Annotated in this window: 18 protein-coding genes; 2 read left to right on the top strand and 16 right to left on the bottom strand. The window is 48.5% G+C overall.

Features of this window, described 5'->3' with window-relative positions; genetic code table 11:
• Window positions 1-50: 50 nt before the first annotated feature.
• On the top strand, window positions 51-1967 hold the full coding sequence (locus NCY57_RS10630) for an ABC-F family ATP-binding cassette domain-containing protein (protein WP_173733559.1): 1917 nt from the start codon (window positions 51-53) through the stop codon (window positions 1965-1967).
• 30 nt (window positions 1968-1997) lie between these two features.
• Here NCY57_RS10630 and NCY57_RS10635 read toward each other — a convergent pair whose 3' ends face one another.
• Window positions 1998-2864 carry a pyridoxamine kinase gene (locus NCY57_RS10635; RefSeq protein ID WP_015524819.1) on the bottom strand — a complete coding sequence of 289 codons (867 nt, stop codon included), beginning with the start codon at window positions 2862-2864 and terminating at the stop codon, window positions 1998-2000.
• A 92-nt stretch (window positions 2865-2956) separates the two neighbouring features.
• Between NCY57_RS10635 and pdxR the strand changes: the two genes are divergently transcribed.
• On the top strand, window positions 2957-4273 hold the full coding sequence (pdxR, locus tag NCY57_RS10640) for a MocR-like pyridoxine biosynthesis transcription factor PdxR (RefSeq protein ID WP_173739636.1): 1317 nt from the start codon (window positions 2957-2959) through the stop codon (window positions 4271-4273).
• Here pdxR and NCY57_RS10645 read toward each other — a convergent pair.
• The 15 genes from NCY57_RS10645 to NCY57_RS10715 form a co-directional block, all read right to left on the bottom strand.
• A complete protein-coding gene (locus NCY57_RS10645; RefSeq protein WP_015524817.1) occupies window positions 4270-4911 on the bottom strand; it encodes a precorrin-8X methylmutase in 642 nt (213 codons plus the stop codon). The two genes, pdxR and NCY57_RS10645, sit on opposite strands and share 4 nt — an antisense overlap.
• A 2-nt stretch (window positions 4912-4913) precedes the next feature.
• A complete protein-coding gene (locus NCY57_RS10650; RefSeq protein ID WP_173733561.1) occupies window positions 4914-6434 on the bottom strand; it encodes a cobyric acid synthase in 1521 nt (506 codons plus the stop codon).
• Window positions 6419-7471 carry a threonine-phosphate decarboxylase CobD gene (gene cobD / locus NCY57_RS10655; RefSeq protein WP_173739638.1) on the bottom strand — a complete coding sequence of 351 codons (1053 nt, stop codon included), beginning with the start codon at window positions 7469-7471 and terminating at the stop codon, window positions 6419-6421. Before cobD ends, NCY57_RS10650 begins: the two co-directional genes overlap by 16 nt.
• 27 nt (window positions 7472-7498) lie before the next feature.
• Window positions 7499-8476, bottom strand: a complete 978-nt coding sequence (cbiB, locus tag NCY57_RS10660) for an adenosylcobinamide-phosphate synthase CbiB (RefSeq protein ID WP_015524814.1) — start codon at window positions 8474-8476, stop codon at window positions 7499-7501.
• Window positions 8463-9866: a cobyrinate a,c-diamide synthase gene (locus NCY57_RS10665; RefSeq protein ID WP_177968464.1), complete on the bottom strand. Its 1404-nt coding sequence runs from the start codon at window positions 9864-9866 to the stop codon at window positions 8463-8465. Before NCY57_RS10665 ends, cbiB begins: the two co-directional genes overlap by 14 nt.
• Window positions 9867-11840 carry a precorrin-6A reductase gene (gene cobK / locus NCY57_RS10670; protein WP_250789650.1) on the bottom strand — a complete coding sequence of 658 codons (1974 nt, stop codon included), beginning with the start codon at window positions 11838-11840 and terminating at the stop codon, window positions 9867-9869.
• Window positions 11833-12564 carry a precorrin-3B C(17)-methyltransferase gene (gene cobJ / locus NCY57_RS10675; protein ID WP_021650567.1) on the bottom strand — a complete coding sequence of 244 codons (732 nt, stop codon included), beginning with the start codon at window positions 12562-12564 and terminating at the stop codon, window positions 11833-11835. Before cobJ ends, cobK begins: the two co-directional genes overlap by 8 nt.
• Window positions 12557-13645, bottom strand: a complete 1089-nt coding sequence (locus tag NCY57_RS10680; protein WP_177968465.1) for a cobalt-precorrin 5A hydrolase — start codon at window positions 13643-13645, stop codon at window positions 12557-12559. Before NCY57_RS10680 ends, cobJ begins: the two co-directional genes overlap by 8 nt.
• Before the next feature lie 3 nt (window positions 13646-13648).
• Window positions 13649-14407 carry a precorrin-4 C(11)-methyltransferase gene (gene cobM / locus NCY57_RS10685; protein ID WP_015524810.1) on the bottom strand — a complete coding sequence of 253 codons (759 nt, stop codon included), beginning with the start codon at window positions 14405-14407 and terminating at the stop codon, window positions 13649-13651.
• A 3-nt stretch (window positions 14408-14410) separates the two neighbouring features.
• Window positions 14411-15112, bottom strand: coding sequence for a precorrin-2 C(20)-methyltransferase (cobI, locus tag NCY57_RS10690; RefSeq protein WP_015524809.1), 702 nt, complete (start codon window positions 15110-15112; stop codon window positions 14411-14413).
• Between the two features lie 108 nt (window positions 15113-15220).
• Window positions 15221-16438, bottom strand: coding sequence for a cobalt-precorrin-5B (C(1))-methyltransferase CbiD (cbiD, locus tag NCY57_RS10695; RefSeq protein WP_250789651.1), 1218 nt, complete (start codon window positions 16436-16438; stop codon window positions 15221-15223).
• A 19-nt stretch (window positions 16439-16457) separates the two neighbouring features.
• Complete coding sequence (locus tag NCY57_RS10700) at window positions 16458-17798, bottom strand: MATE family efflux transporter (protein ID WP_173739644.1); 1341 nt, start codon at window positions 17796-17798, stop codon at window positions 16458-16460.
• Window positions 17799-18115: 317 nt separating this feature from the next.
• Entirely contained in the window at window positions 18116-18583 is a 468-nt protein-coding gene (locus NCY57_RS10705; protein ID WP_250789652.1) for a hypothetical protein, read from the bottom strand.
• A 3-nt stretch (window positions 18584-18586) separates the two neighbouring features.
• Window positions 18587-19102: a GNAT family N-acetyltransferase gene (locus tag NCY57_RS10710; protein WP_250789653.1), complete on the bottom strand. Its 516-nt coding sequence runs from the start codon at window positions 19100-19102 to the stop codon at window positions 18587-18589.
• Window positions 19102-20805, bottom strand: coding sequence for an AAA family ATPase (locus tag NCY57_RS10715; protein WP_250789654.1), 1704 nt, complete (start codon window positions 20803-20805; stop codon window positions 19102-19104). Before NCY57_RS10715 ends, NCY57_RS10710 begins: the two co-directional genes overlap by 1 nt.
• Window positions 20806-21693 lie beyond the last annotated feature (888 nt).

Raw genomic sequence — 21693 nt, forward strand, 5'->3', positions numbered from 1 at the left:
CCTGTTCAGACATAAACAGGGGTGATTCTTTATACAGGAGGACAGTTTTTATGATTTTATCATGTCAGAATATATGCAAGGCCTTTGGCGAAAAAGTAATTTTAAATGATGCATCCTTTCACATTGAAGACCGTGAAAAGGCTGCTCTGATCGGATGCAACGGTGCAGGAAAGACCACACTGCTGCGGATCATCATGCAGGAGCTTTCTGCTGATTCCGGTACCGTGGTGCTTGCCCGGGATAAAAATATCGGCTATCTTGCCCAGTACCAGGATATCCACGGACATCATACCATCTACGAGGAGCTTCTTACCACCAAGCAGCACATCATCGATATGGAACGCCGTATCCGCAATATGGAACAGGAAATGAACACGGTGACCGGTGATGAGCTGAACCGTCTGATGGAAACCTATACCCGCCTGACCCATCAGTTTGAGCTGGAGAACGGATACGCTTACAAAAGTGAGCTGACCGGTGTCTTAAAGGGTCTCGGCTTCACAGAGGAAGATTATGACAAGCAGATTGAAACTCTTTCCGGCGGTCAGAAAACACGCGTGGCGCTGGGCAAGATGCTTCTTTCCAAGCCGGATATCCTGCTTCTGGATGAGCCAACCAATCACCTGGATATGGAAAGCATCTCCTGGCTGGAAACTTATCTTCTGAATTATCCGGGAGCTGTTTTTATCGTCTCCCATGACCGTTATTTTCTGGATAAGGTGGTCACCAAGGTCATTGAGATCGAAGCCGGACAGACCCGCGTATACAGCGGCAACTACTCTGCCTATGCTCTCAAGAAGGCTCAGCTTCGTGACGCACAGTACAAGGCATACTTAAATCAGCAGCGGGATATCAAGCATCAGGAAGCCGTTATCGCCAAGCTGAAATCCTTTAACCGTGAAAAATCCATCAAGCGTGCGGAAAGCCGTGAAAAAATGCTGGACCGTGTACAGAGGATCGAAAAGCCTCTTGAGCTCCAGGACCGGATGCGTATCTCGCTGGAACCACGGGTGTTAAGCGGAAACGATGTGCTCCACGTGGAAGCGCTTTCCAAGGCCTTTCCGGGACAGACCCTGTTCTCCGATATCTCCTTTGATATCAAACGCGGCGAGCGTGTGGCACTGATCGGAAACAACGGAACCGGAAAGACCACCATGCTAAAGATCATCAACGGTCTTATTGAGGCAGATGCCGGCAAATTTTCCCTTGGTTCCAAGGTGCAGATCGGTTATTACGATCAGGAACATCATGTTCTGCATATGGACAAGACAATTTTTCAGGAGATCTCCGATACTTATCCGACTCTCACAGAGACCGAGATCCGAAATATGCTTGCCGCATTTCTCTTTACCGGAGATGATGTTTTCAAGGAGATCTCCGCACTTTCCGGTGGAGAAAGAGGCCGTGTTTCCCTTGCAAAGCTGATGCTTTCCGAAGCCAACTTCCTGATCCTTGACGAGCCTACCAACCATCTGGATATTGCCTCCAAGGAGATCCTGGAGGAAGCACTGGTCAGCTACACCGGTACAGTCCTTTATGTATCCCATGACCGTTACTTTATCAATCAGACTGCGACCAGGATCATGGAGCTGACAAACCAGGCAGTGGTAAATTACATCGGTGATTATGATTACTATCTGGAAAAGAAGGAGGAGCTGACCAGTACCTATGCACCGGGAAGCACTTCTCCGGAGGCACCTACCGAAGAAAAATCGATTTCCGAGAACAAGCTTTCCTGGCAGCAGATGAAGGAAGAACAGGCAAAGAAACGAAAACGGGAAGCCGAGCTGAAAAAAGTCGAAGCCCGTATCGAAGAGCTGGAAACAAGAGACAGCGAGATCGACGAAACCATGGTCCTTCCGGATGTCTGCACCAATGTAGCGGAATGTACAAAGCTGAGCCGCGAAAAAGCAGCCATCGCTGAAGAACTGGAAGAGCTTTATGAAAAATGGGAAGAGCTGGCCTGACGGTCAGCTCTTTTTTATCCCCTTATGTTTTTATGGAAGCAGCATACCGAGATGCTGTTCAAAGCATACACCATCGTTACGGTCTGTTCCTTCCTCCACCGCATCCCGGATCGATGCCGAGATAAAATCCACGGCCAGCTCTGCACAGGTTTTCATGGAATATCTTTTTACCAGCCCTGCACTGAGCACGGATGCAAAAAGATCTCCTGTCCCGGAATAGCTTCCGCCGGATTTCTCTGCAAATACCCAGGAGCTGTTTCCGTTTTCCAGGACAAGATTTCCCATTTTCAGAGGCTGCCCCTCCTCCCTGTGATCCACTCCGGTGATCACAACGGCAGGAAGTGAAAATTTCCGGGCAAGTCCGCACCCGATCTCCCGGATCTCTTCCATCCGCCGGGCCTCTGATGCCTTTTGCAGTTCCTTCCAGATCTCCTCCATTTTTTCTTTTCCGTAGAGAAGAAGGAGGGCTTCCGTAAGGTTCGGTGTGATCACATAGGAACGACGTGTCAGTTCGCAGAACCGGCTGCGGAGTTCTTCTGTATAGATCGGATAAACCGCGCCGTCATCCCCCATCACTGGATCTGTAAGGATCAGAGTATCCTTCCCTGCAAACGCATCCATAAATTTCAGGATCCTGTCTGCCTGCTTATCGTCAGAAAGAAATCCTGTATAGATCCCATCCGGGAAAAATCCTCTTTTTTTCCACTGCTCCATATATGGTTCCATATGCTCTGTGAAATCCTCACAGAAATAACTTTCATAACCGGTCTGGTTGCTTAAAACAGCGGTGGGAAGTGGACACGCCTGGACTCCCATCACCGAGATCACCGGGATCGCTGCTGTCAGTGAACATTTCCCCAGCCCGGAAAGATCATTGATCACTGCTATTTTTTTCATGGTAATTCTCCAGTCTTGAGTTTTTTTCTGTAATATTATAGAATGAACTGTCAGGTTTACGCAATCATTTTTGGAAGGAAATCATCATACTTATGTTAAATATATCTGCAGAACACAAAAAAGAACACCTTTATCTGGAGGTTTACCACTATTATCGGAAGCTGATCCTGGAAGGCCGTCTCCTTCCCGGAAGCAAAATGCCCTCCCTCCGCAAATGCGCCCAGGAGCTGAAGCTGAGCCGTACCACCATCGAAAATGCCTATCTTCTGCTGGCAGCAGACGGCTATATCATCGCCAGGGCACAGAGCGGCTATTATGTCACCGGCATTGCTTCCAAGCAGCATCTGCTTACCCCCGAAAAACAGGATAAGGATATCACGCCCTGCCTTTATGATTTTGCCTCTTCCGGTGTTGACCGGGAAAGCTTCCGTTTTGATCTGTGGCAGCGTTACATCAAAAGCGCCCTCCGCCAGGGCGACCGTATGCTTTCTTATGGCGAACCCCAGGGTGAAAGCGATTTCCGGGAGGTTCTCGCAGACTATATCCGGGAACGCAGAAATGTGATCTGCTCCCCGGATGACATTGTAGTAGGGGCCGGTCTCCAGCCCCTTCTCCAGATCCTCTGCCCTCTGATCCATGAACGGAAAACCGTTTCGTTCCCCACACCGTCCTTCACCACATGCAGCACCATCTTTCAGGATTACGGCTTTGATGTCCATTACCGGGACAAAAGCTGCGATGTGATCTATGTTTCTCCTGCTCACATGACGAAATGGGGCGAGATCATGCCGGTAAAACGACGCCTGGAGCTGATCCGTCATGCGGAGATCGATGACCATCTGATCATTGAGGATGATTTCGAAAACGAATTTGTTTATTTCCAGAAACCGACGCCTTCACTTTTCGGTCTTGCAGGTGGTGAAAACGTTGTCTATATCGGTTCCTTTTCCAGGCTGCTGCTGCCCTCCATCCGTGTCAGCTTCATGGTATTGCCACGCTCTCTCCGGGAAAAATATACAAAAAAAGCAGCCTTTTATAATCAGACTGCTTCCAAGGCAGAACAGATCGCACTCTGCCAGTTTATCCGCGACGGGCATCTGGCTTCCCAGACAAGAAAGCTCCGCCGCCTTTATTCCCAGAAGCTGAAGGCTCTTTCCCAGGCTGTCCGGGAAACCTTCGGCCAGGACTGCCAGATCCAAACAGGAGCCGCAGGAACCAGCCTTGCCCTTACTCTCCCCTGTTCTCTCACAGGCAGTGAACTGACAGACAGAGCCCGGAACCATGGTCTGGGACTGGAGGTTCTCAGAGAAAACGGAGCCGAGGTCACCTTGGTCCTCTCCTGCTCCTCCATTCCATCCAAGGATTTTCTGCCTGCCTGTCAGCTTCTGAAGGAGGTTACCGGCTCCTAATCTCTCCGGTTATCGATCATGTAGAGCAGGGCATTTACAATGCACGCAGCGATGTTGCTTCCACCCTTGCGTCCTTTTGCCACAATATAAGGCACATCTGCGTGCATGATCAGCTCCTTGGACTGCACAACATTCACAAAGCCTACCGGCACACCGATGATCAGCTCAGGAGAAAGCTTTCCGTTCTCAATAAGCTCATAAAGACGTACCAGTGCGGTAGGTGCGTTCCCAATGGCAAAGATCAGCTTTTTATCCATCTCTGCGGCCTTGTCCATGCTGGCTGTGGCTCTGGTAGTCCCGTTCTTTTTTGCAAGGGCAGCCACATCCTCATCGGACATGAAACAGTAAGCCTCACCGCCGTAGCGGGCAAGTGCACGCTTGTTGATCCCGGCCTTTGCCATCTGGGTATCTGTGACGATGCAGGCACCGTTGCGGATGGCGTCCATGGCCATCTCCACTGCACCCTCCGAGAAGCAGAGATTTTTTGCATAATCAAAATCTGCGCTTGTGTGGATGCAGCGTTTTACGATCAGCTCTGTTCCCGGGATCAGGGGAGTATCCCCCAGCTCTTCTGTGATGATCTCAAAGCTTCTTTTTTCAATCTCCATGGGTTTTACATTTTCAAGCTCAACTTTCATTTCTATTCTTCCTCCGTAATCCCGTTTTCCAGTATCTCATAGATTTTTTTCATATCCAGATGCTTCCGCAACTCTGAAGCCAGGATATCATACTGCTGTTCCTTAAATGCCGCAAAATCCACGCCTGTCATATTTTCCACATCAATACCTTTTTTCTCGCCGATCACGCGGATGATCGCCTCTGCAGATGCTTCCTTATCGAAAACGCCATGGATATAGGTTCCGCACACATTTCCCGCAAAAGCACCCTCTTCTTTTTTCTTACCGCTGACGCTGTCTGTGATCTTCGTGGCTGTTCCTGCATTCTCCTTTAGGATACTTTCGCCCATATGGATCTCATAGCCCTCGATCTCCGCACCGGAAAGAGGAGCAAACACACCGGACAGCTGACCGAAATGCCCCTGCACCCTGGTCCTGGTTTTCTTTTCGGCAAATACCGTTTCCATTGGAAGAAGTCCCATTCCTTTCATGGAACCGCCATTTTCAACGCCATGAGGATCGCTTAAGGTCTCGCCCAGCATCTGATAGCCGCCGCAGACACCAAAGATCAGCTTGCCTCTGGAGGCTTCCTTGAGAACCGCCGCCTCCATTCCGCTTTCCCGCATCCAGATCAGATCGCCCATGGTGTTCTTGGTTCCAGGAAGGATGATCATGTCCGGAGAGTGAAGATCTCTCGGGTGTTTTACATAGCGGAGAGAAACTCCGGGAATGCTCTCAAAAGGATTAAAATCCGTAAAGTTGGAGATCCTTGGTGTACGGACCACTGCGATATCAATGACACCGGCTTCCTGCTTCCGGTCAAAACGCTCCGTCAGGCTGTCCTCATCCTCCACCTGGATATCCAGATAAGGCGCCACACCCACCACCGGGATCCCGCTTCTTTTCTCAAGCATGACAACACCAGGGTCCAGAATAGTCTTATCTCCGCGGAATTTGTTGATGATCAGCCCCTTTACCATAGCCTTCTCATTGTCCTCCAGAAGCTCCACCGTACCGATCAGCTGGGCAAAAACACCTCCACGGTCAATATCTCCCACAAGAAGGACCGGTGCCTTGGCCATCTTTGCCATACCCATATTTACAATATCCTCATCCTTGAGATTGATCTCAGCAGGACTTCCCGCACCTTCGATGACAATGATATCGTTTTCCGCTGCAAGAGCGTTGTACGCCTTCATCACATCCGGGACCAGGGTCTTCTTATATTTGAAATAATCCCTGGCACTCATGGTTCCAAGAACCTCTCCGTTTACGATCACCTGGGAGCCTACATCATTGGTAGGCTTCAGAAGAATCGGATTCATCAGGACAGACGGCCGGATCCCGGCTGCCTCTGCCTGCATGACCTGGGCCCGTCCCATCTCAAGACCATCCTCTGTGATAAAGGAATTCAGTGCCATATTTTGTGATTTAAAAGGAGCCACACGATATCCATCCTGCTTAAAGATCCTGCAAAGTCCCGCAGCCAGCAGGCTTTTTCCGGCATTGGACATGGTTCCCTGTACCATTATTGCTTTTGCCATAATATACCTCCCTCAAGTACTTCGATCAGTTTTACATTTTCTTCATGGCGCTTTACCGCGATCCGGTAATACCCCTTTGCAAGACCCGGATAATTGCTGCAGTCACGGATCAGGATCCGCTTGCGCAGGCAGAAGTCAAAGAGCTCCTCCGGTCCTTTAAAGAAAATATAATTTGCTTCCGACGGAAATACTTTATACCCAATGCGGACCAGCTCATCCTTCAGCCACTGTGCCTCCCGAAAAACAAGCTGTCTTCCCTCCTCTACATATTCCGTCTCTGTAAGTGCCTGGAGCCCGGCTGCCTGGGCCATGGTGGAAACATTCCATGGCTGAACGCAGAGCTCCATCCTTTCCATCAGCTTTCTGTCAGAACAGAGGCCATAGCCCAGCCGCACACCGGCCATGGCATATCTTTTTGTAAATGCTTTCAGGATAAAAAGATTATTGAACCCGGAAAGAGAATGCTTCAGAGAATACTCTTCCGGTTCCTTTACAAAATCAAGAAAACATTCATCTACCACCAGCAGGATATCCAGCTTTCTGCATTTTTCCAGGATCCTTTTCAGAAGCCTGTGGGGGATCAGCATGCCGGTAGGATTGTTGGGGTTACATAAGAAAGCCATATCCAGTCCCTTATGGAGGATATCCAGATAGGTTTCACTGAGCACAAAACCGTCATTTTCCGTCAGCATGTAATATTCCAGCTCACAGCCAGTGCTGGCCAGAGCCTGTCCGTATTCCGCAAAAGTAGGCGCCGGGATCAGAGCCCGCTTTGGCTTTACTGCATGACAAAGCGTAAAGATCACTTCTGCCGCTCCGTTACCGCATATTACCTCTTCCGCTTTTACCCCTTCCGATTCTGCGATCCTTTCCCTGAGAACGCCGCATCCCACCTGGGGATACTGTGCAATATGATCCAGACTGTGGATAATGGCCTGCTTCACACTTTCCGGTGTTCCCAAAGGATTCAGATTTGCCGAAAAATCCAGGCAGTCTTTATGTTTATATACGTCTCCTCCATGTATGTGTTTTGTCATTGGTCATTCTCCTGTCTGTATTTATTGTTACCTTAATAATCCGAACCGGATCCCCGCGCTGAGCAGTCCAAATACAACCACACCCAGTATGGATGCCGCGTACATCAGCCGGTTAGCTCTTTTGATATCCTCCGGCTCCACCGGGCGAATCGGATCCCCGATCGTGGGTTTTTCATATAATTTTCCGAAATAATATGCATTTCCCGCAAGCTGTACATCCAGCGCTCCGGCCATGGCAGCCTCTGTCTGAGCAGAGTTGGGGCTTGCATGATTTCTCCGGTCACGTTTGTAGATCTTTGCCGCGTTTTTTGTATCCATTCCTGTAAAAACAGTTCCTGCCACCATCAGCCATCCGGAGATCCTGGCAGGGATATAATTGGCCACATCATCCAGCTTTGCCGCAATACGGCCGAAATAAAGATATTTGTCATTTTTATATCCAAGCATGGAATCCATGGTATTGATACCCTTATACAAAAACATCAGCGGCACCCCGCCGATAGCCATATAAAGCATGGGGGCGATCACGCCGTCGGATGCATTTTCCGCAACGGTTTCCACAGCAGCCTTTGTCACGCCGGTTTCCGTAAGCTCTCTGGTATCACGGCCTACGATCATGGACACCGCATAGCGTGCCTCGTCCAGAGTTCCGTTTTTCAGCCGGTCATAAACCTTCATACTCTCATCTTTCAGGGAACGGGTGGCAAGAAGCTGATAGCACCAGAAAACCTCCAGCACAAATCCGGCCACCGGCAGATACCGGTAAAGATAATAAAGCACCAGAAGCGGCACCCCGCCGCTGAACAGACAGACAAGCACTACGATCAGAAAGCCTCCTGTCAGCTCACCGCCGTGATTTTTCGGAAAAATCTTCCGGATCACCTTTTCCAGCACTGCGATCAGATTGCCGATGACACAGATCGGATGATAAAGCCATCTGGGATCTCCGATCAGAAGATCCAGCACAAATCCTATGACCAGTGCAGGAAGACTATATTTCAGCATCTTTTTTCTGCCTCCGTTCTTTCTTATATTCCAGTGCGTTCTTCAGAAAGCGTGCCGGAACCCTGGGATTTCCGTAATAATAAAGATGCGGAAATCCTGCCATCAGCCTGCCCCGGTCATGGATACAATCCCATCCTCTTTTAGATGCCGGCTTTGCCGCATGAAAATCCTCTCCGCAATCTGTGGAATCAAAGTAATGGAATTCATGAGCCGGGATCTCACCAAGTCCGGTATCCTTTTTTTCCGTAAGGGTGATATAGCCGAACCGGTTCAGCTTCGGTGTCCGGTAAGCCCTTCCAGGGATCACCCCGCAGACTCTGCGCTGCTTTCCTTCCATATCCTCCATCTCCTGATGAAGATACATGAATCCGCCACATTCTGCCAGACAAGGCATTCCATCCAGGATAACTTCCCGGATCCGGGTGCACATTTCCTGATTTTCTTCCAGCGCCTCCCCGTTTAATTCCGGGTAACCGCCGCTTAAAAGAAGCCCGTCCAGATCCTCCGGAAGCTCTCTGTCATGAATGGGTGAAAAACGTACCAGCTCCGCTCCCATCTGCTCCAGAAGATTTAAATTATCCGCATAGAAAAAGCAGAAGGCTTCATCATCCGCCACACCAATCCGCACCTTTTCCTCTGTACGGTATCCGAAGGCAGTATCCTTCTGTATCAGCATTTCCGTCTCCGGTGCCGCAAGCTCCGGTGCTTCCCCTGCAAGCTCCAGGATCCCATCGATATCCAAGGTTTTCTCCAGTACCTCGGAAAGCTTCTGCAGACGGCTTTTCAGCTCCGGGATCTCCTCCGGAAGCACCAGCCCCAGATGACGGCTTTCGATCACACAGTCCTCCACCTTCGGAACATATCCCAGCACCTTTACGGAAAGCTCCTCTTCCAGAAGCTTCTTCATCCTGGGATACAGCATGGGAGACATCTGGTTAAAGATCACGCCGCAGATATGACTGTCCTTTTTGTATTCCAGAAAGCCCTTTACATAGGCAGCCAGGGAAACACTCATGCCACGGCTGTTTACGATCAGGATCACCGGTGTATCTGTGGTGGAGGCCAGATCATAGGCGCTGGCTCTGGAGGTGATCCCTCCTACACCGTCATAATACCCCATGACTCCCTCCATCACTGCGATCTCACAGTCCGATGCGTTCTTTGCCAGAAGATACCGGGTTCTGTCTCCATCTGTAAAAAACGTATCCAGGTTTCGGGATCTTGTACCGATCACACGGCTGTGGAACATAGGATCTATGTAATCCGGGCCGCATTTAAAAGAAGCCACCTTAAGGCCACGGTTCACCAGCGCTTGAAGCAGCCCGCAGGTGATCAGGGTTTTTCCGCTTCCGCTGGCACCTGCCGCAAGAAGTATTCTCGGGATCTTCACCTAAATCTCCTCCCCTCTTCCGCTGCAGGAAATGATATAGATCGGATTCTCACCCATCATCATATGATACCTTCCGATAGATTTGGATCTTGCCGCAGACAGCTGTACGATATCCACATCCGTCAGGCTGAAATCTCGTATGGCATTCATGGCTTCCGTCACCGTCTCCAGGGTGATGCAGTTGATCACGATCCGTACTTTTGGATTTTTGTCCAGAAGAAGCCGGATGATCTCATTCATATTTCCGGAAGACCCACCGATAAAGGCATGTGTCGGAACAGGCAGTTCCACCATCGCTTCCGGTGCAGTACCAGGCACGATCTCTAAATTATCTGTGGCAAATTTCCGCCTGTTCTCCTTCAGAAGAGCAAGGGCATCTTCCTTTTTCTCAATGGCATAGACCTGCCCCTTCCAGGCACGCAGCGCCATCTCAACAGAAACCGAGCCCGTACCCGCTCCCACATCATAGCAGACAGAATCCTCCTGAAGACGAAGCTTGGACAGAGAAACCGTACGCACCTCTTCCTTTGTCATAGGCGCCTTCCCACGGAGAAATTCCTCATCACAGATCCCGTGAACTGTGGGCAAAGGTACTGCCTTTTCATTGCACGCAGTTACCACGCTTAACGCATCTCCCCGGTATTCTGTAAGCTCTGCCGCACTGGCATGAAAGATCTTTTCATTTTCGTAGGAAAGATTTTCGCCCACATAGAGGGTCACATCACCCATTCCATACGCAACCAGACGGGAAGCCAGACGAGCTACCCCATCCTCTGTTCCCAGAATGGAAAAAACCTTGGGGTTATGCCGGATCAGGGCAATCAGATTGCAGTCTCTTCCATGAGCGCTGACGATCCTGGCATCATCCCAGGAAAGACCGATCTTCGCCATAAAATAAACAACGGAAGAAATCCCGCAGATCACCTGGACATCGCCATCCAGAAGATCGATCAGCTTCCTTGCACCGCTGTAGAAGCCCACATCGCCGGAAAGGGCAATGGCTACGGTACGGTACTGTGGATGTGTCTTGATATACTCCACGATCTTATCACTGCGGTACTCATGGAGAACCATCTGCCCCGGCCTCTGTACGGCATCTGTCATACGCTTTGCACCGATCAGAAGCTCCGCCTCATCAAAGGCCTTCTTTCCTTCCAAAGTCAGGGTTTTTTCCGCACCCATGCCGATGCCTACAAGAGAAACCCTCTGTGACAGGGTAAGGCCGAACAGCTTTGCCAGAAATACCCTTGCTTCCGGCAGGGACAGCCCCTCCTCCTGCAAAGGTCTTCCGATGATCACAGGTGTGACGCCGCAGCGCTGACAGGCCTCCATCTTTTCCGGGAATCCACCTGCCAGACCGGTATCCTTGGTGACCAGATAGCTGCACTGAAACTGTCGAAGCATGGCTTCGTTGATCTCTGTGGAAAATGGCCCCTGCATACCGATGAGATGCTTTCCCTCGATCCCCAGCTCCGCGCAGGAGCTGATCACGGAAGGGATGGACAGCACCCGGGCAAAAAGCCTCTCCTGGTAATCCGGGATCACTGTAAATTTAGACAGCTCCTTGCTTCCTGTGGTAAGAAAAATGTTCCCCTCTGTACCGGAAAGAAGCTCTGCCGCCTTCTCCGTGCTTTCCACATAGATGGCTTCCCTGTTCTTCTCCCCCTCCGGACGAAGGACACGCTGATAGCGGATGCTTCCGTTCTCACAGGCAGTCCGGATATTTTTTGTCACTTCTGCAGCATAGGGATGAGTGGCGTCCAGAACGATCTCCGGCGCTTCCATCCGGAAAAGCTCCTCCATATCTTCGGTTTTCAGCCTTCCGGCGCTGACATGGAGAAATTCATTTTCCTTCAGAAGAGAGCCGCCATATTCCGTGGCTGCACAGGCATAGACCGGAACATGATTTTCCGCAAGGAACTCACAGAGTGCATAGCCCTCGGTGGTCCCTGCAAAAACAATGGCTTTATACATTCTTATATCCCCTTGGTGTTACCATCTTGCCGTTTACATTCTTAGTCTGTGAATTTCCCACAAAAACGGTAGTAAACATATCCACTTCTGTATCACGGAGTTCCTTCAGTGTCATAACCTGTGCAGTCTCGCCGTCACGTGCGATCTGGGCAACCGTGCCGCAGACAGTATCCGGGGACTTGTATTTCATCATCAGATCACAGGCCTTCTGAAGATAATCCTTACGTTTTCTGCTGGACGGATTGTAAAGGCATACCACAAAATCCGCCTGTGCTGCTGCCAGAAGCCTTGCCTCGATCTTCTCCCACGGAGTCAGAAGATCACTTAAGCTGATCAGGCAGAAGTCATGGATCAGCGGTGCACCCAGCACTGCGGCGCCGCCTGTGGCTGCTGTCACACCCGGGATAATGGTCAGCTCCACATCCGGATAGTTTTCTCCCACCTCATACATCAGACCTGCCATACCATAGACACCGGCGTCACCACTGCAGATCATGGAAACGGTTTTTCCTTTTTTTGCCTCGTCAAAAGCAAGTACACAGCGGTCTACCTCTTTTTTCATCGGTGTGGTCATGAACTCTTTGCCTGCAAAATACTCCTTTACAAGATCCACATACACCGTATAACCGATGATCACATCACTTTCATTTAATGCACGGATCGCTCTTCCAGTCATCTGGTCATACGCACCCGGGCCAATTCCTACAACATAAATCTTACTCAAAACGTATCCTCCGATTTCCGGCTGCAAGGGCGGTGGTCACACCGTCCCGGCCTGTTTTTTTTCTGATCAGTGTACCCTGTCCGCAACCCAGAACCGCACTTCTCTCACAGACATTCTCTACACCTGTTATCTTTTTTACAAATTGTGACGGGGTAAATTCCCCCTGCACTGCCTTCAGTTCTTCCTCTGTAAAGGTCAGAAACGGAAGCTGCCAGGCTCCTGCCAGGGAAAGAAGTCCCACCTCTTCCTTCTTCAGATCGATACTGGCAATAGCGCTCAGCGCTTCTCTGTAAACATCCGATTCTCTCAGACATTCCTCTGCCGCCTTCCGGATGGAGGCTGCATCCTTTCCCCTGCGGCAGCCCATTCCCAGAACTGCAGAGGGCGGCACCACATGGACTGTATTTTTAAAGGGCAGGCAGCCTCTGTGGATCGTCACCGCAATACCTGTTTCCGGTGCCTCACCGGCTTTCTCACCATTCCCCGGATCCGCTGCAGTTGAGGGCCTTCCGTCTTTTCCGCAAAGCACCAAACCCTCCGGCAGCTCCCCGTCCCATGGAAACTCACTGTAAAAGCCAACGCTCTCTCCTGCAAGAAGGGCCGCAGAAGCCTCCTTTGCAGCCTTCATATGAAAAATAGCACAGCCATTCTTTTTTGCAAAAACATCCACTGCAAAACGGCTGTGAAGATCTGTGGCTGTTGTCACAACCGGCACCGCCTTAAGATATCCGGCACAGCGAAAAGCCAGCTCATTGGCTCCGCCCAGATGTCCGGAAAGAAGAGCAATGACAAATTTTCCGCATTCATCGATCACCAGCACAGCCGGATCCGTCTTTTTTCCGGCAATGTAAGGTGCGATACTGCGCACTGCGATCCCGCAGGCACCAACAAAGATCACACCCTCTTTTCCTGTCCGGAACTGTTCCCCTGCCCACTGGGAGGTGGAAACAGAGATCGGATCCGGAAGGTAACGGCTCTTTTTTGCAAGGGTGACACTCTCACCCTCTTTTTCCAGAGCCCTCTGAAGCCTTTCCCCTGTCTCCAGCCCTGTCATACTGAAGCAAATGATGGAAATGTTCATATTTTATTTCGTAGCCTCACGGAACTCTGTGGTAAAGCCCGGATCATACAGCTTGGATCTGTCATAGCTTGCAGCATTGACCGCATCGCCTACCAGCATAAGCGCTGTTTTTGTGATCTTGTTCTCTTTTGCTGTCTGCGCCAGAGTACCCACTGTACAGATAAACTTCTTCTCATCGGGCCAGGTTGCCTTGTAGACGATGGCAGCCGGTGTATCCTCACGGTATCCGCCCTCCACCAGTCTGCGGCTCAGCTCCTCCAGCATACCTGTACTGAGGAAAATAACCATAGTGGCATTATGAGCGGCAAAGGACTGAATGCTCTCTTTTGCCGGCACCGGTGTCCTTCCTTCCATTCTTGTGATGATCACACTCTGGGAAATATCCGGAAGTGTATACTCCAGGTTCAGTGCAGATGCAGCTCCGCAGAAGGCACTGACACCCGGGCAGGAATCATAGGGGATTCCCTTTTCATCCAGGATATCCATCTGCTCACGGATCGCACCATAGATACATGGATCGCCGGTGTGGAGACGAACGGTCATCTTACCCTCAGCCTCTGCTCGCTCCATAACAGAGATCACTTCCTCAAGGGTCATCTTTGCACTGTTATGGATGGTGCACACATCCTTGGAATACTCCAGAAGCTGGGGATTTACAAGAGATCCCGCATAGATGATCACATCTGCCTCTTCCAGATACTGTTTACCTCTTACTGTGATAAGATCCGGTGCTCCCGGACCTGCTCCTACAAAATGTACCATAATCTATTCCTCTCTTCTGTCTTTGTTTTCTTTGATAATGATCAGGGAATAATATCCTGCATCCTCAGGGATCTCCTCCACGGTCCGGTAGATCTTTTCGTCCGGCATTCCGCAGTTTTCGATCATCATGGCCTCTGCCCCCTGGGAAAGAAGCTCCGCCTTCACATCCTTCATTTTCTTTCCGGCCTTCATAAGGACCTTGGTACCGGAAAGCTTCAGCGCATCCTCGATCTGATAGGAAGCCGGGATCACGTGAAGAGGCTCTGCCTTCTCCACAAGTCCGGTGTTCAGACGGGCGGAAACTGCACAGAAGGATGTGATGCCACAGACGATCTCCGTCTCATAGCCCTGAGCCACAAGTCTGTGATGGATATAGAGATATGTGGAATACACGGTAGGATCTCCCAGTGTGAGAAATACCACATCTTTCCCCTGGTCCAGGACAGCCTTGACTTTATCTGCTCCTGCATCGTGATAGCTCTTCAGCACCTCAGGATCCTTGGACATTGGAAAAGGAACTGCAAGAAGCTCCTTCTTTCCAAGCTCCGGATAAGCCCCCTCCACGATCTTAAACGCTACCGTATCCTCCGGAACCTGTCCCGGAAGTGCGATCACCTCTGCCTCCTTTACAAGACGAAGTGCTTTTAAGGTAAGAAGCTCCGGATCTCCCGGTCCTACACCTACACCATATAATTTACCTGCCATATTTCTTTCCTCCTAACTATATTTTCCAGACAGGATAAAACCTGTCTGTTATTTATATCAAATTTTGTCCTGAAATTTAAAAAATTCCATCCGGACTGGGGTTTCCTGTCATGAAATATCATTCACCCCGACTGCCTGCTCCTGTATCTTATGGATCAGCTCCTCTGCATCCCGGGTCTGCCCCAGCAGTCCGTATACATTGGAAAACACCACAGCACCCAGAAGGATCTGCTCATAGGATCTGTGGTCCAGATAAAACTGGATCTTCTCCATGACCACAGCCATAGTCTCTTTTAGGATACCATAGCTGTCAAGAACAGCCAGCGCCTCATCGGTAGTCCCCGCCTCCAGAATCTCTCTGGCACATTCCAGAGAGCCCCCTGCACGGATGGCACTTGCACAGAGAACCTCCATCCTTCCGTCAGCACAGTGGGAATGGGTATTCATGATCCCGGCGGCAACCTTTACAAACTTACCGATATGAGCCACAAAAAGAATGCCCTTTACGCCCATATCAATGGCCATGTCAATGGTCTCTCCTACATAATTGCTGCACTTGATATTGTTCTCAAAGGGAATGGACATATGCTCCCTGAGATAATCCGCACCGTAATTCCCCGGTGTCACCAGGATATAGTTTTCTCCCTGGCAGAAATGCTGCTTCATCTCCACATGGATGCTTTCGATCAGAGCCTTCTCACTCATGGGCTCTACGATCCCGCTGGTTCCAAGTATGGAGATCCCGCCAAGAATGCCAAGACGGGGATTAAAGGTTTTCTTCGCGATCTCCTCTCCCTGAGGGACGGATACAGTAAGCTTCAGGCCGCCCTCGTAGTCATATTCCTGGGCCGCCTCTTCGGCTTCCCGCAGGATCATGGCTCTGGGAACCGGATTGATCGCCGCCTCGCCCACGTTCTGGGAAAGTCCCGGCTTGGTGACACGCCCCACACCGATCCCTCCGTCCAGGATAATCTGAGGCCGGGATCTCTCTGTTTTCTGCTTCTGCCCGGCCTGTTCTGACGCTGAGATAGAAAACTTCTCCGCTTTTACATAGACCAGGATCCCGTTGGTGGTATCCGGATCATCCCCTGCATCCTTCTGTACCGCACAGGAGACATAGGTTTCGCCCCGGGTAATATCGTGAAGCTGTAATGTAAGGGTGATCCCCTTTGGGGTATCAAGCTCTACCTCAGAAAGAGTCTCTCCCGAGAGCAGCATCCGGACTGCACCCCTGGCTGCCCCGGCTGCACAGGAGCCTGTTGTGTAGCCATAACGGAGGCGCTTGTTGTTTTTTATGACATACTGGTCTTCCAGTCCATTCTTCATATATACGATGCCCTCCTTTTCAGATTACCTTGTGCTCCAGCCATTTGCGGCTGTGGAAACGCCAAGTAAAAATGATCCCACGGACAGTCCAGTCTGCAAACATTCCGATCCAGACACCCATAGGCCCGAAGCCCAGGACACGGATCAGGAAAACACAGAGACAGAACCTGCATGCCCACATGGTACAGCAGGAGGTGATCATGGAAAACTTCACATCACCGGCTGCACGAAGACCATACCCCGGCACGAACGCCATTGTCCATACCACAGGCTTTACGATGGTGATCCATGTGATCATGTGGATGCACATTTCCGCACTGGTACTTTCCATTCCGCCAAGGATCGTCACCGGTCTGACCAAAATATACACAATCAGACAGCTTACGATAATAATTGCCTCTGCAATGACGCAGAGTTTTTTTATGTAATAGACCGCCTCATCCTTGCGGCCGGCACCAAGACACTGGCCTACGATGGTCATAAGGCCCACACCTACTCCGATGGCCGCGATACCATTCAGATTCTCAAGGATATTGGTCATTGCCTGCGCTGCGATGGCTGCTGTTCCCAGTGTGGAAACCGTAGACTGGATGGCAAGCTTTCCAAGCTGAAACATACTGTTCTCAATTCCCGAAGGGATCCCAAGTCCCAGGATCCGTCCGATCATGCTCCAGTCCGGGCGGATCTTCAGGTAATCCCTCACAACGACAGGCTGACGATCCTTACGCAGCTGCCAGAGAACAACCACTGCACAGAAAATACGGGAAACCAGTGTGGAGATCGCCGCTCCTGCAACACCAAGGTGGAAAACCCAGATCAGAACCGCATTTCCGCCAATGTTCATGATATTGGAGATCATGGAGATGGTCATAGGCCCCTTGGTATTCTCCTGGGCACGAAAGATTGAAGCCGCAGAATCATAAGCCGCAATAAAGGGGAATGACAGTGCCGTGAAAAAGAAATAGGTTTCCGATGCACGCATAACATCCGCATCCACCGCACCGAAGATCAGCCTCAAAAGCGGCTTCTGAAAGATCAGACAGACTGCAGACACCACTACAGAGATCGCTGTGATGATAAAAAGCACCTGCCTGGCAGACATATTCGCCTTCTCATAATTCCTCTGTCCGATATACTGGGCGCAGACAATGGCGCCTCCCGCTGCCAGCGCCGAAAAAGCCTGGATCAGAAGCACATTGATGGAATCCACCAGCGATACCGCAGAAAGAGCCGCAGATCCCACATTGCTGACCATCATGGTATCTGCGGTTCCCATTATCGAATTCAAAATCTGTTCCAGAACTACCGGCACCAGAAGATTACGGATCATCCGATTAGTAAACATATGCTGCTGTTCCATTGTTACATCCTCCGCCCCACTTATTTATGATCTGACAAAGCAGAAAAAAATCGTCTGTATTTTATCAATCACACTTTCTCTGACATTATACCCTTTTCCCGCTCTTTTTCCAATATATTTTCTGTGTTTTTTGTACAAACTGCAAAATGCCGCAGGCACGAAACCTGCGGCAGTCTTTGTTTTGTATAATCTTCTCTTTTAAGCTCTTGCATAATTTCTTCCCGGATGGTATATTATGGCTATGAATTGCGGTGGTCGTCTTCGGACAACACCTTGAAAGAGCCTGATGCGTCGGGCTCTTTTTTCTTTTGTCTTTTTTACTGTTTTTCCAGTGTTGGAGCATTCCTCCAACGCTTCATCGCTCTGTACCTCCGCTGCCGTTCGGCTCCAACACTGATCTTATCTGCCGGTGCTGTGCCTGGGAAATACACACCCTTTTTGTACGGAAGATATGAGGTAACAGAGGACCTGGACAGGCCAAGAGCATTTGCAGTTGAAAGAACAGCAGCTTTATGATCCTGTGTTTTTCTAAAATCATCAAAGGTCTCCTGCACCTTCTCCGCCACATCCGATACATACACACCAGCCGTGATAAGCAGCTTCCGAACCTTGATCGGGTTCAGCCCCAGCTCATCTGCAATAGCCTGCAAAGACATCCCCGCTTCATAAAGCTCAACAGCCGGATCCATCAGTTCCCTCAGGATCTTTCCGGCATCATACTTCGGCTTTGATTTCCTGCGGCCACCGCCAGGCCTTCTTGGTTTATACGCTCTTTTCTCACCCATAGATCACAAAACCAGCTCATACATTTTGAAGGTCATCTCGCCAACCACCTCATAAAAAAGTGTCTTTGTCTGGATATACCGAAAACCCAGTTTCTGATACAGACCTTCCGCTGCTGTATTGTTCTCGATCACATCAAGCCTCAGCGCTTTCTTTCCGGCTTTTCTTTCCAGCTCTATAACACTCTCCATCAAATTTCCTGCCAGTCCTTTTCCACGATGATCCGGATGAACTGCCAGAACATGAATAACAATTACCTCGTCCGAATCAATTTTCCATGGCACATCTGAATATCCATCGACCTTTTCGCCATTTGCTATCACACACGCTGCAATCTCATCACCATCTGTCAGCACATACAGTTCTTCCTTATCAATACTTTTCCGAATCATCTCATCAGATGGATGGATACCCTTCTTCCAGTGTGGAAATGACGGGTCATTCTGCTCCCGGTCAATCAAAGTACAGTACAGGGATTTTATCTTTTCAAAATCATCTTTTTCTGCCTTGCGAAATACCATTACATCCCCCTTGATTCCACAATTACCTTACATCGCTTCTTACAAAACGCCAGACCATAAACCAAAATATTATTTCGTCCATCATTTTTCAGGTATTCCTCATACCGTCGGTCTTTGATCTGAGCGAGTGCTTTCTCACAGGCTTTCTCCAGCTCAAATGCTACCTTCACATATTTCAGCTCCATAACAATCCCTGCATCCGGATTCTCTGTTTCTACTATAATATCTGCAAAACCTTCACCAGCTTCCACATTTGATTTTACCAGCCAGTTCGCATTTCCCACCAAAAGTCCAACTAAAAGTGTATGGTAAGAGCTTTCTTTATCTGGCGCCTTTGTGTCAAAAACACTTATGGAATTGCTAAGTATACGGTTCAGATACTTTTCAATTGCTTCTGTATTTCCCTCTTCCACTCCATTCCAAAAAGCAGTCAGCTGCTCTGTATTACTGAAAACTGATTTTTTAAACCACTCCTGTATCTGAAATTTGTATACTTCTCTGACTTCTTTATTAGGAATTACCAGTTTATACGCTCCCTGCTCTGTCATTCCAGTCTGCGTCAGATATCCAGTGGTAAATAAAACACTCCACATATTATCAATACTATTATCTATTTCATCATATGTCAGTTCCAGGCGAACCATTTTCTCAATTGCTTCTCCGGCAACCAGCCGTTCAATTTCATCTCTTGTTGTCTTATTCGCATTATCAATGAATCGTTTGACAAGATCATTTCCACTGGTATTGATCCAGTATGTCTGCGGACGCGCTCCAGGCTCCCCATTCAACCGATCCACATGATTGATCACATCCCAGGGACAATAAACATCTGTATTCCCAAAATGATAACCATCATACCACTCTTTTGTCTCATACAAATGATCTTTCAAATGATAAAACTCCAGAAGATTCTGTACTTCCTCTTCTGTAAAACCAAACTGTTCATCAAAACGGGCATCTGTAATAGAAAGCACTTTAAAATTATTCAACCCTGTAAAAATGCTCTCTTTCGAAACGCGAAGGCAGCCTGTCAAAACTGCAAACAGCAAAGAATCATTTGTCTTTAGTGCCTGTCCAAAAAGGCCACGGATAAGCGCAACCATCTCTCTGTAATAGCCATGCTGGAAAGCCTTATCCAACGGTACATCGTACTCATCAATCAAAATAATCACTTTTTGTCCATAATATTTTTCCAGTAGCTGAGACAATGTCTGCAAAGAAGAAGTAAGACTTCCGTCAGGTATTGAATACTGACCTTCAAGCATCTGAGTCAGTACATGATATTTATTCTTATCATTCTCTGATAATTTTTCGCTGTTTATAAGAAATGAAAAACGCTCTGCTTCCATTCCAATTAATTCCATTAATTTATATTTGGCTTCTTCGAATGTCAACCCATCCACATTTTTAAGTGAAAGAAATACTACAGGATACTTTCCCAGATACTTTTCACAAAGTTTCGTGTTCTTTGAAATATAAAGATCATCAAACAATGCTCCGTCTGTTCCTATTTCAAAGAAACATCGAAGCATACTCATATTAAGAGTCTTTCCAAAACGCCGGGGCCTGGTAAAAAGACTCACCTTTCCCCATTGTTCAAGAAGCTGTTCAATCAATTTCGTTTTGTCAATATAATAAAATCCATTCTCTCGAATTTCCCGGAAATTTTCAATTCCAACCGGCAGCTTTAATGCTTCAGACATTTCTCCCACCCCTGTTTTCTCTTTTTCTTTCATCTAATCATTACTAATCCCTCTAAATGATTTTATATTAATCTCATTTATATTTTGTTTCCTTTCAAAGATAATAACTTCAACTTATCAGTATTATTTTTAGTATAACGGATAAATAATCAAAATACAATTTGAAGTTTCAGATATGTTCGACATACAATATTGTCAAGGTACCCGTGTTTTACCGCATACTCTTTCAACTCTTCTAATACCGCCTTATTATAATCCCGGAATTATTATGTCTATTCCCTATTCTAATTTTATTTCACATAAATATTTCAACACGAGCCAATCGTTTTCTCAGTTTAAATCATTAAGGTACTGTGCTATTTTTTTACTGGCATCATAAGATGACAGTCCCCTTAGCGGATGCGATCATTGAGCGTATTGCTCACGATAGCTATAGGATTAACATTGTTTCCAATCTGCCAGATTTGCGGTGTTACCGCACAAAATTCATTTTCATCAACAAATCTGTCCATCTACCAAAGCTTCGTACGATACTCTTGTATAATCAACTTGCAATTCTCTAACTACAATCTTTCTGCTTTTTCCAGTTCTTTTCATAATTTCATCAATTGATACCATTCCATGTTCTTCTATAACTTCATCCTTCTTTCTTTATATTCGCATAAAACGGGTATACATCCACCCAATTCTAAAAGTGCTACTGACTTTTTGCTATCGGTTTAATATCAAGGTCATGGCCCATATTGAAATCAAAATTTCCCCTGCCATCCCTACACAGTTACTGAGGGCTGCTCCCCGCATTGTATCAACCAAATGAATGAGTATACTCCCCTTCCGTATTCCATTCAACTTTTTTAATATATTCCTCTATATTGATCAAATGTACAG

The sequence above is a fragment of the Blautia sp. MB18-30 genome, from assembly GCF_023669475.1.
Lineage (GTDB): Bacteria > Bacillota > Clostridia > Lachnospirales > Lachnospiraceae > Blautia_A > Blautia_A fusiformis.

What these genes read in the sequence shown, in the direction of transcription:
- NCY57_RS10630 (WP_173733559.1), top strand. Translation starts at nt 51, where the DNA reads ATGATTTTATCATGTCAGAATATATGCAAGGCCTTTGGCGAAAAAGTA.
- NCY57_RS10635 (WP_015524819.1), bottom strand. Translation starts at nt 2,864, where the DNA reads ATGAAAAAAATAGCAGTGATCAATGATCTTTCCGGGCTGGGGAAATGT.
- pdxR (WP_173739636.1), top strand. Translation starts at nt 2,957, where the DNA reads ATGTTAAATATATCTGCAGAACACAAAAAAGAACACCTTTATCTGGAG.
- NCY57_RS10645 (WP_015524817.1), bottom strand. Translation starts at nt 4,911, where the DNA reads ATGAAAGTTGAGCTTGAAAATGTAAAACCCATGGAGATTGAAAAAAGA.
- NCY57_RS10650 (WP_173733561.1), bottom strand. Translation starts at nt 6,434, where the DNA reads ATGGCAAAAGCAATAATGGTACAGGGAACCATGTCCAATGCCGGAAAA.
- cobD (WP_173739638.1), bottom strand. Translation starts at nt 7,471, where the DNA reads ATGACAAAACACATACATGGAGGAGACGTATATAAACATAAAGACTGC.
- cbiB (WP_015524814.1), bottom strand. Translation starts at nt 8,476, where the DNA reads ATGCTGAAATATAGTCTTCCTGCACTGGTCATAGGATTTGTGCTGGAT.
- cobK (WP_250789650.1), bottom strand. Translation starts at nt 11,840, where the DNA reads ATGTATAAAGCCATTGTTTTTGCAGGGACCACCGAGGGCTATGCACTC.
- NCY57_RS10680 (WP_177968465.1), bottom strand. Translation starts at nt 13,645, where the DNA reads ATGAACATTTCCATCATTTGCTTCAGTATGACAGGGCTGGAGACAGGG.
- cobM (WP_015524810.1), bottom strand. Translation starts at nt 14,407, where the DNA reads ATGGTACATTTTGTAGGAGCAGGTCCGGGAGCACCGGATCTTATCACA.
- cobI (WP_015524809.1), bottom strand. Translation starts at nt 15,112, where the DNA reads ATGGCAGGTAAATTATATGGTGTAGGTGTAGGACCGGGAGATCCGGAG.
- cbiD (WP_250789651.1), bottom strand. Translation starts at nt 16,438, where the DNA reads ATGAAGAATGGACTGGAAGACCAGTATGTCATAAAAAACAACAAGCGC.
- NCY57_RS10700 (WP_173739644.1), bottom strand. Translation starts at nt 17,798, where the DNA reads ATGGAACAGCAGCATATGTTTACTAATCGGATGATCCGTAATCTTCTG.
- NCY57_RS10705 (WP_250789652.1), bottom strand. Translation starts at nt 18,583, where the DNA reads ATGGGTGAGAAAAGAGCGTATAAACCAAGAAGGCCTGGCGGTGGCCGC.
- NCY57_RS10710 (WP_250789653.1), bottom strand. Translation starts at nt 19,102, where the DNA reads ATGGTATTTCGCAAGGCAGAAAAAGATGATTTTGAAAAGATAAAATCC.
- NCY57_RS10715 (WP_250789654.1), bottom strand. Translation starts at nt 20,805, where the DNA reads ATGTCTGAAGCATTAAAGCTGCCGGTTGGAATTGAAAATTTCCGGGAA.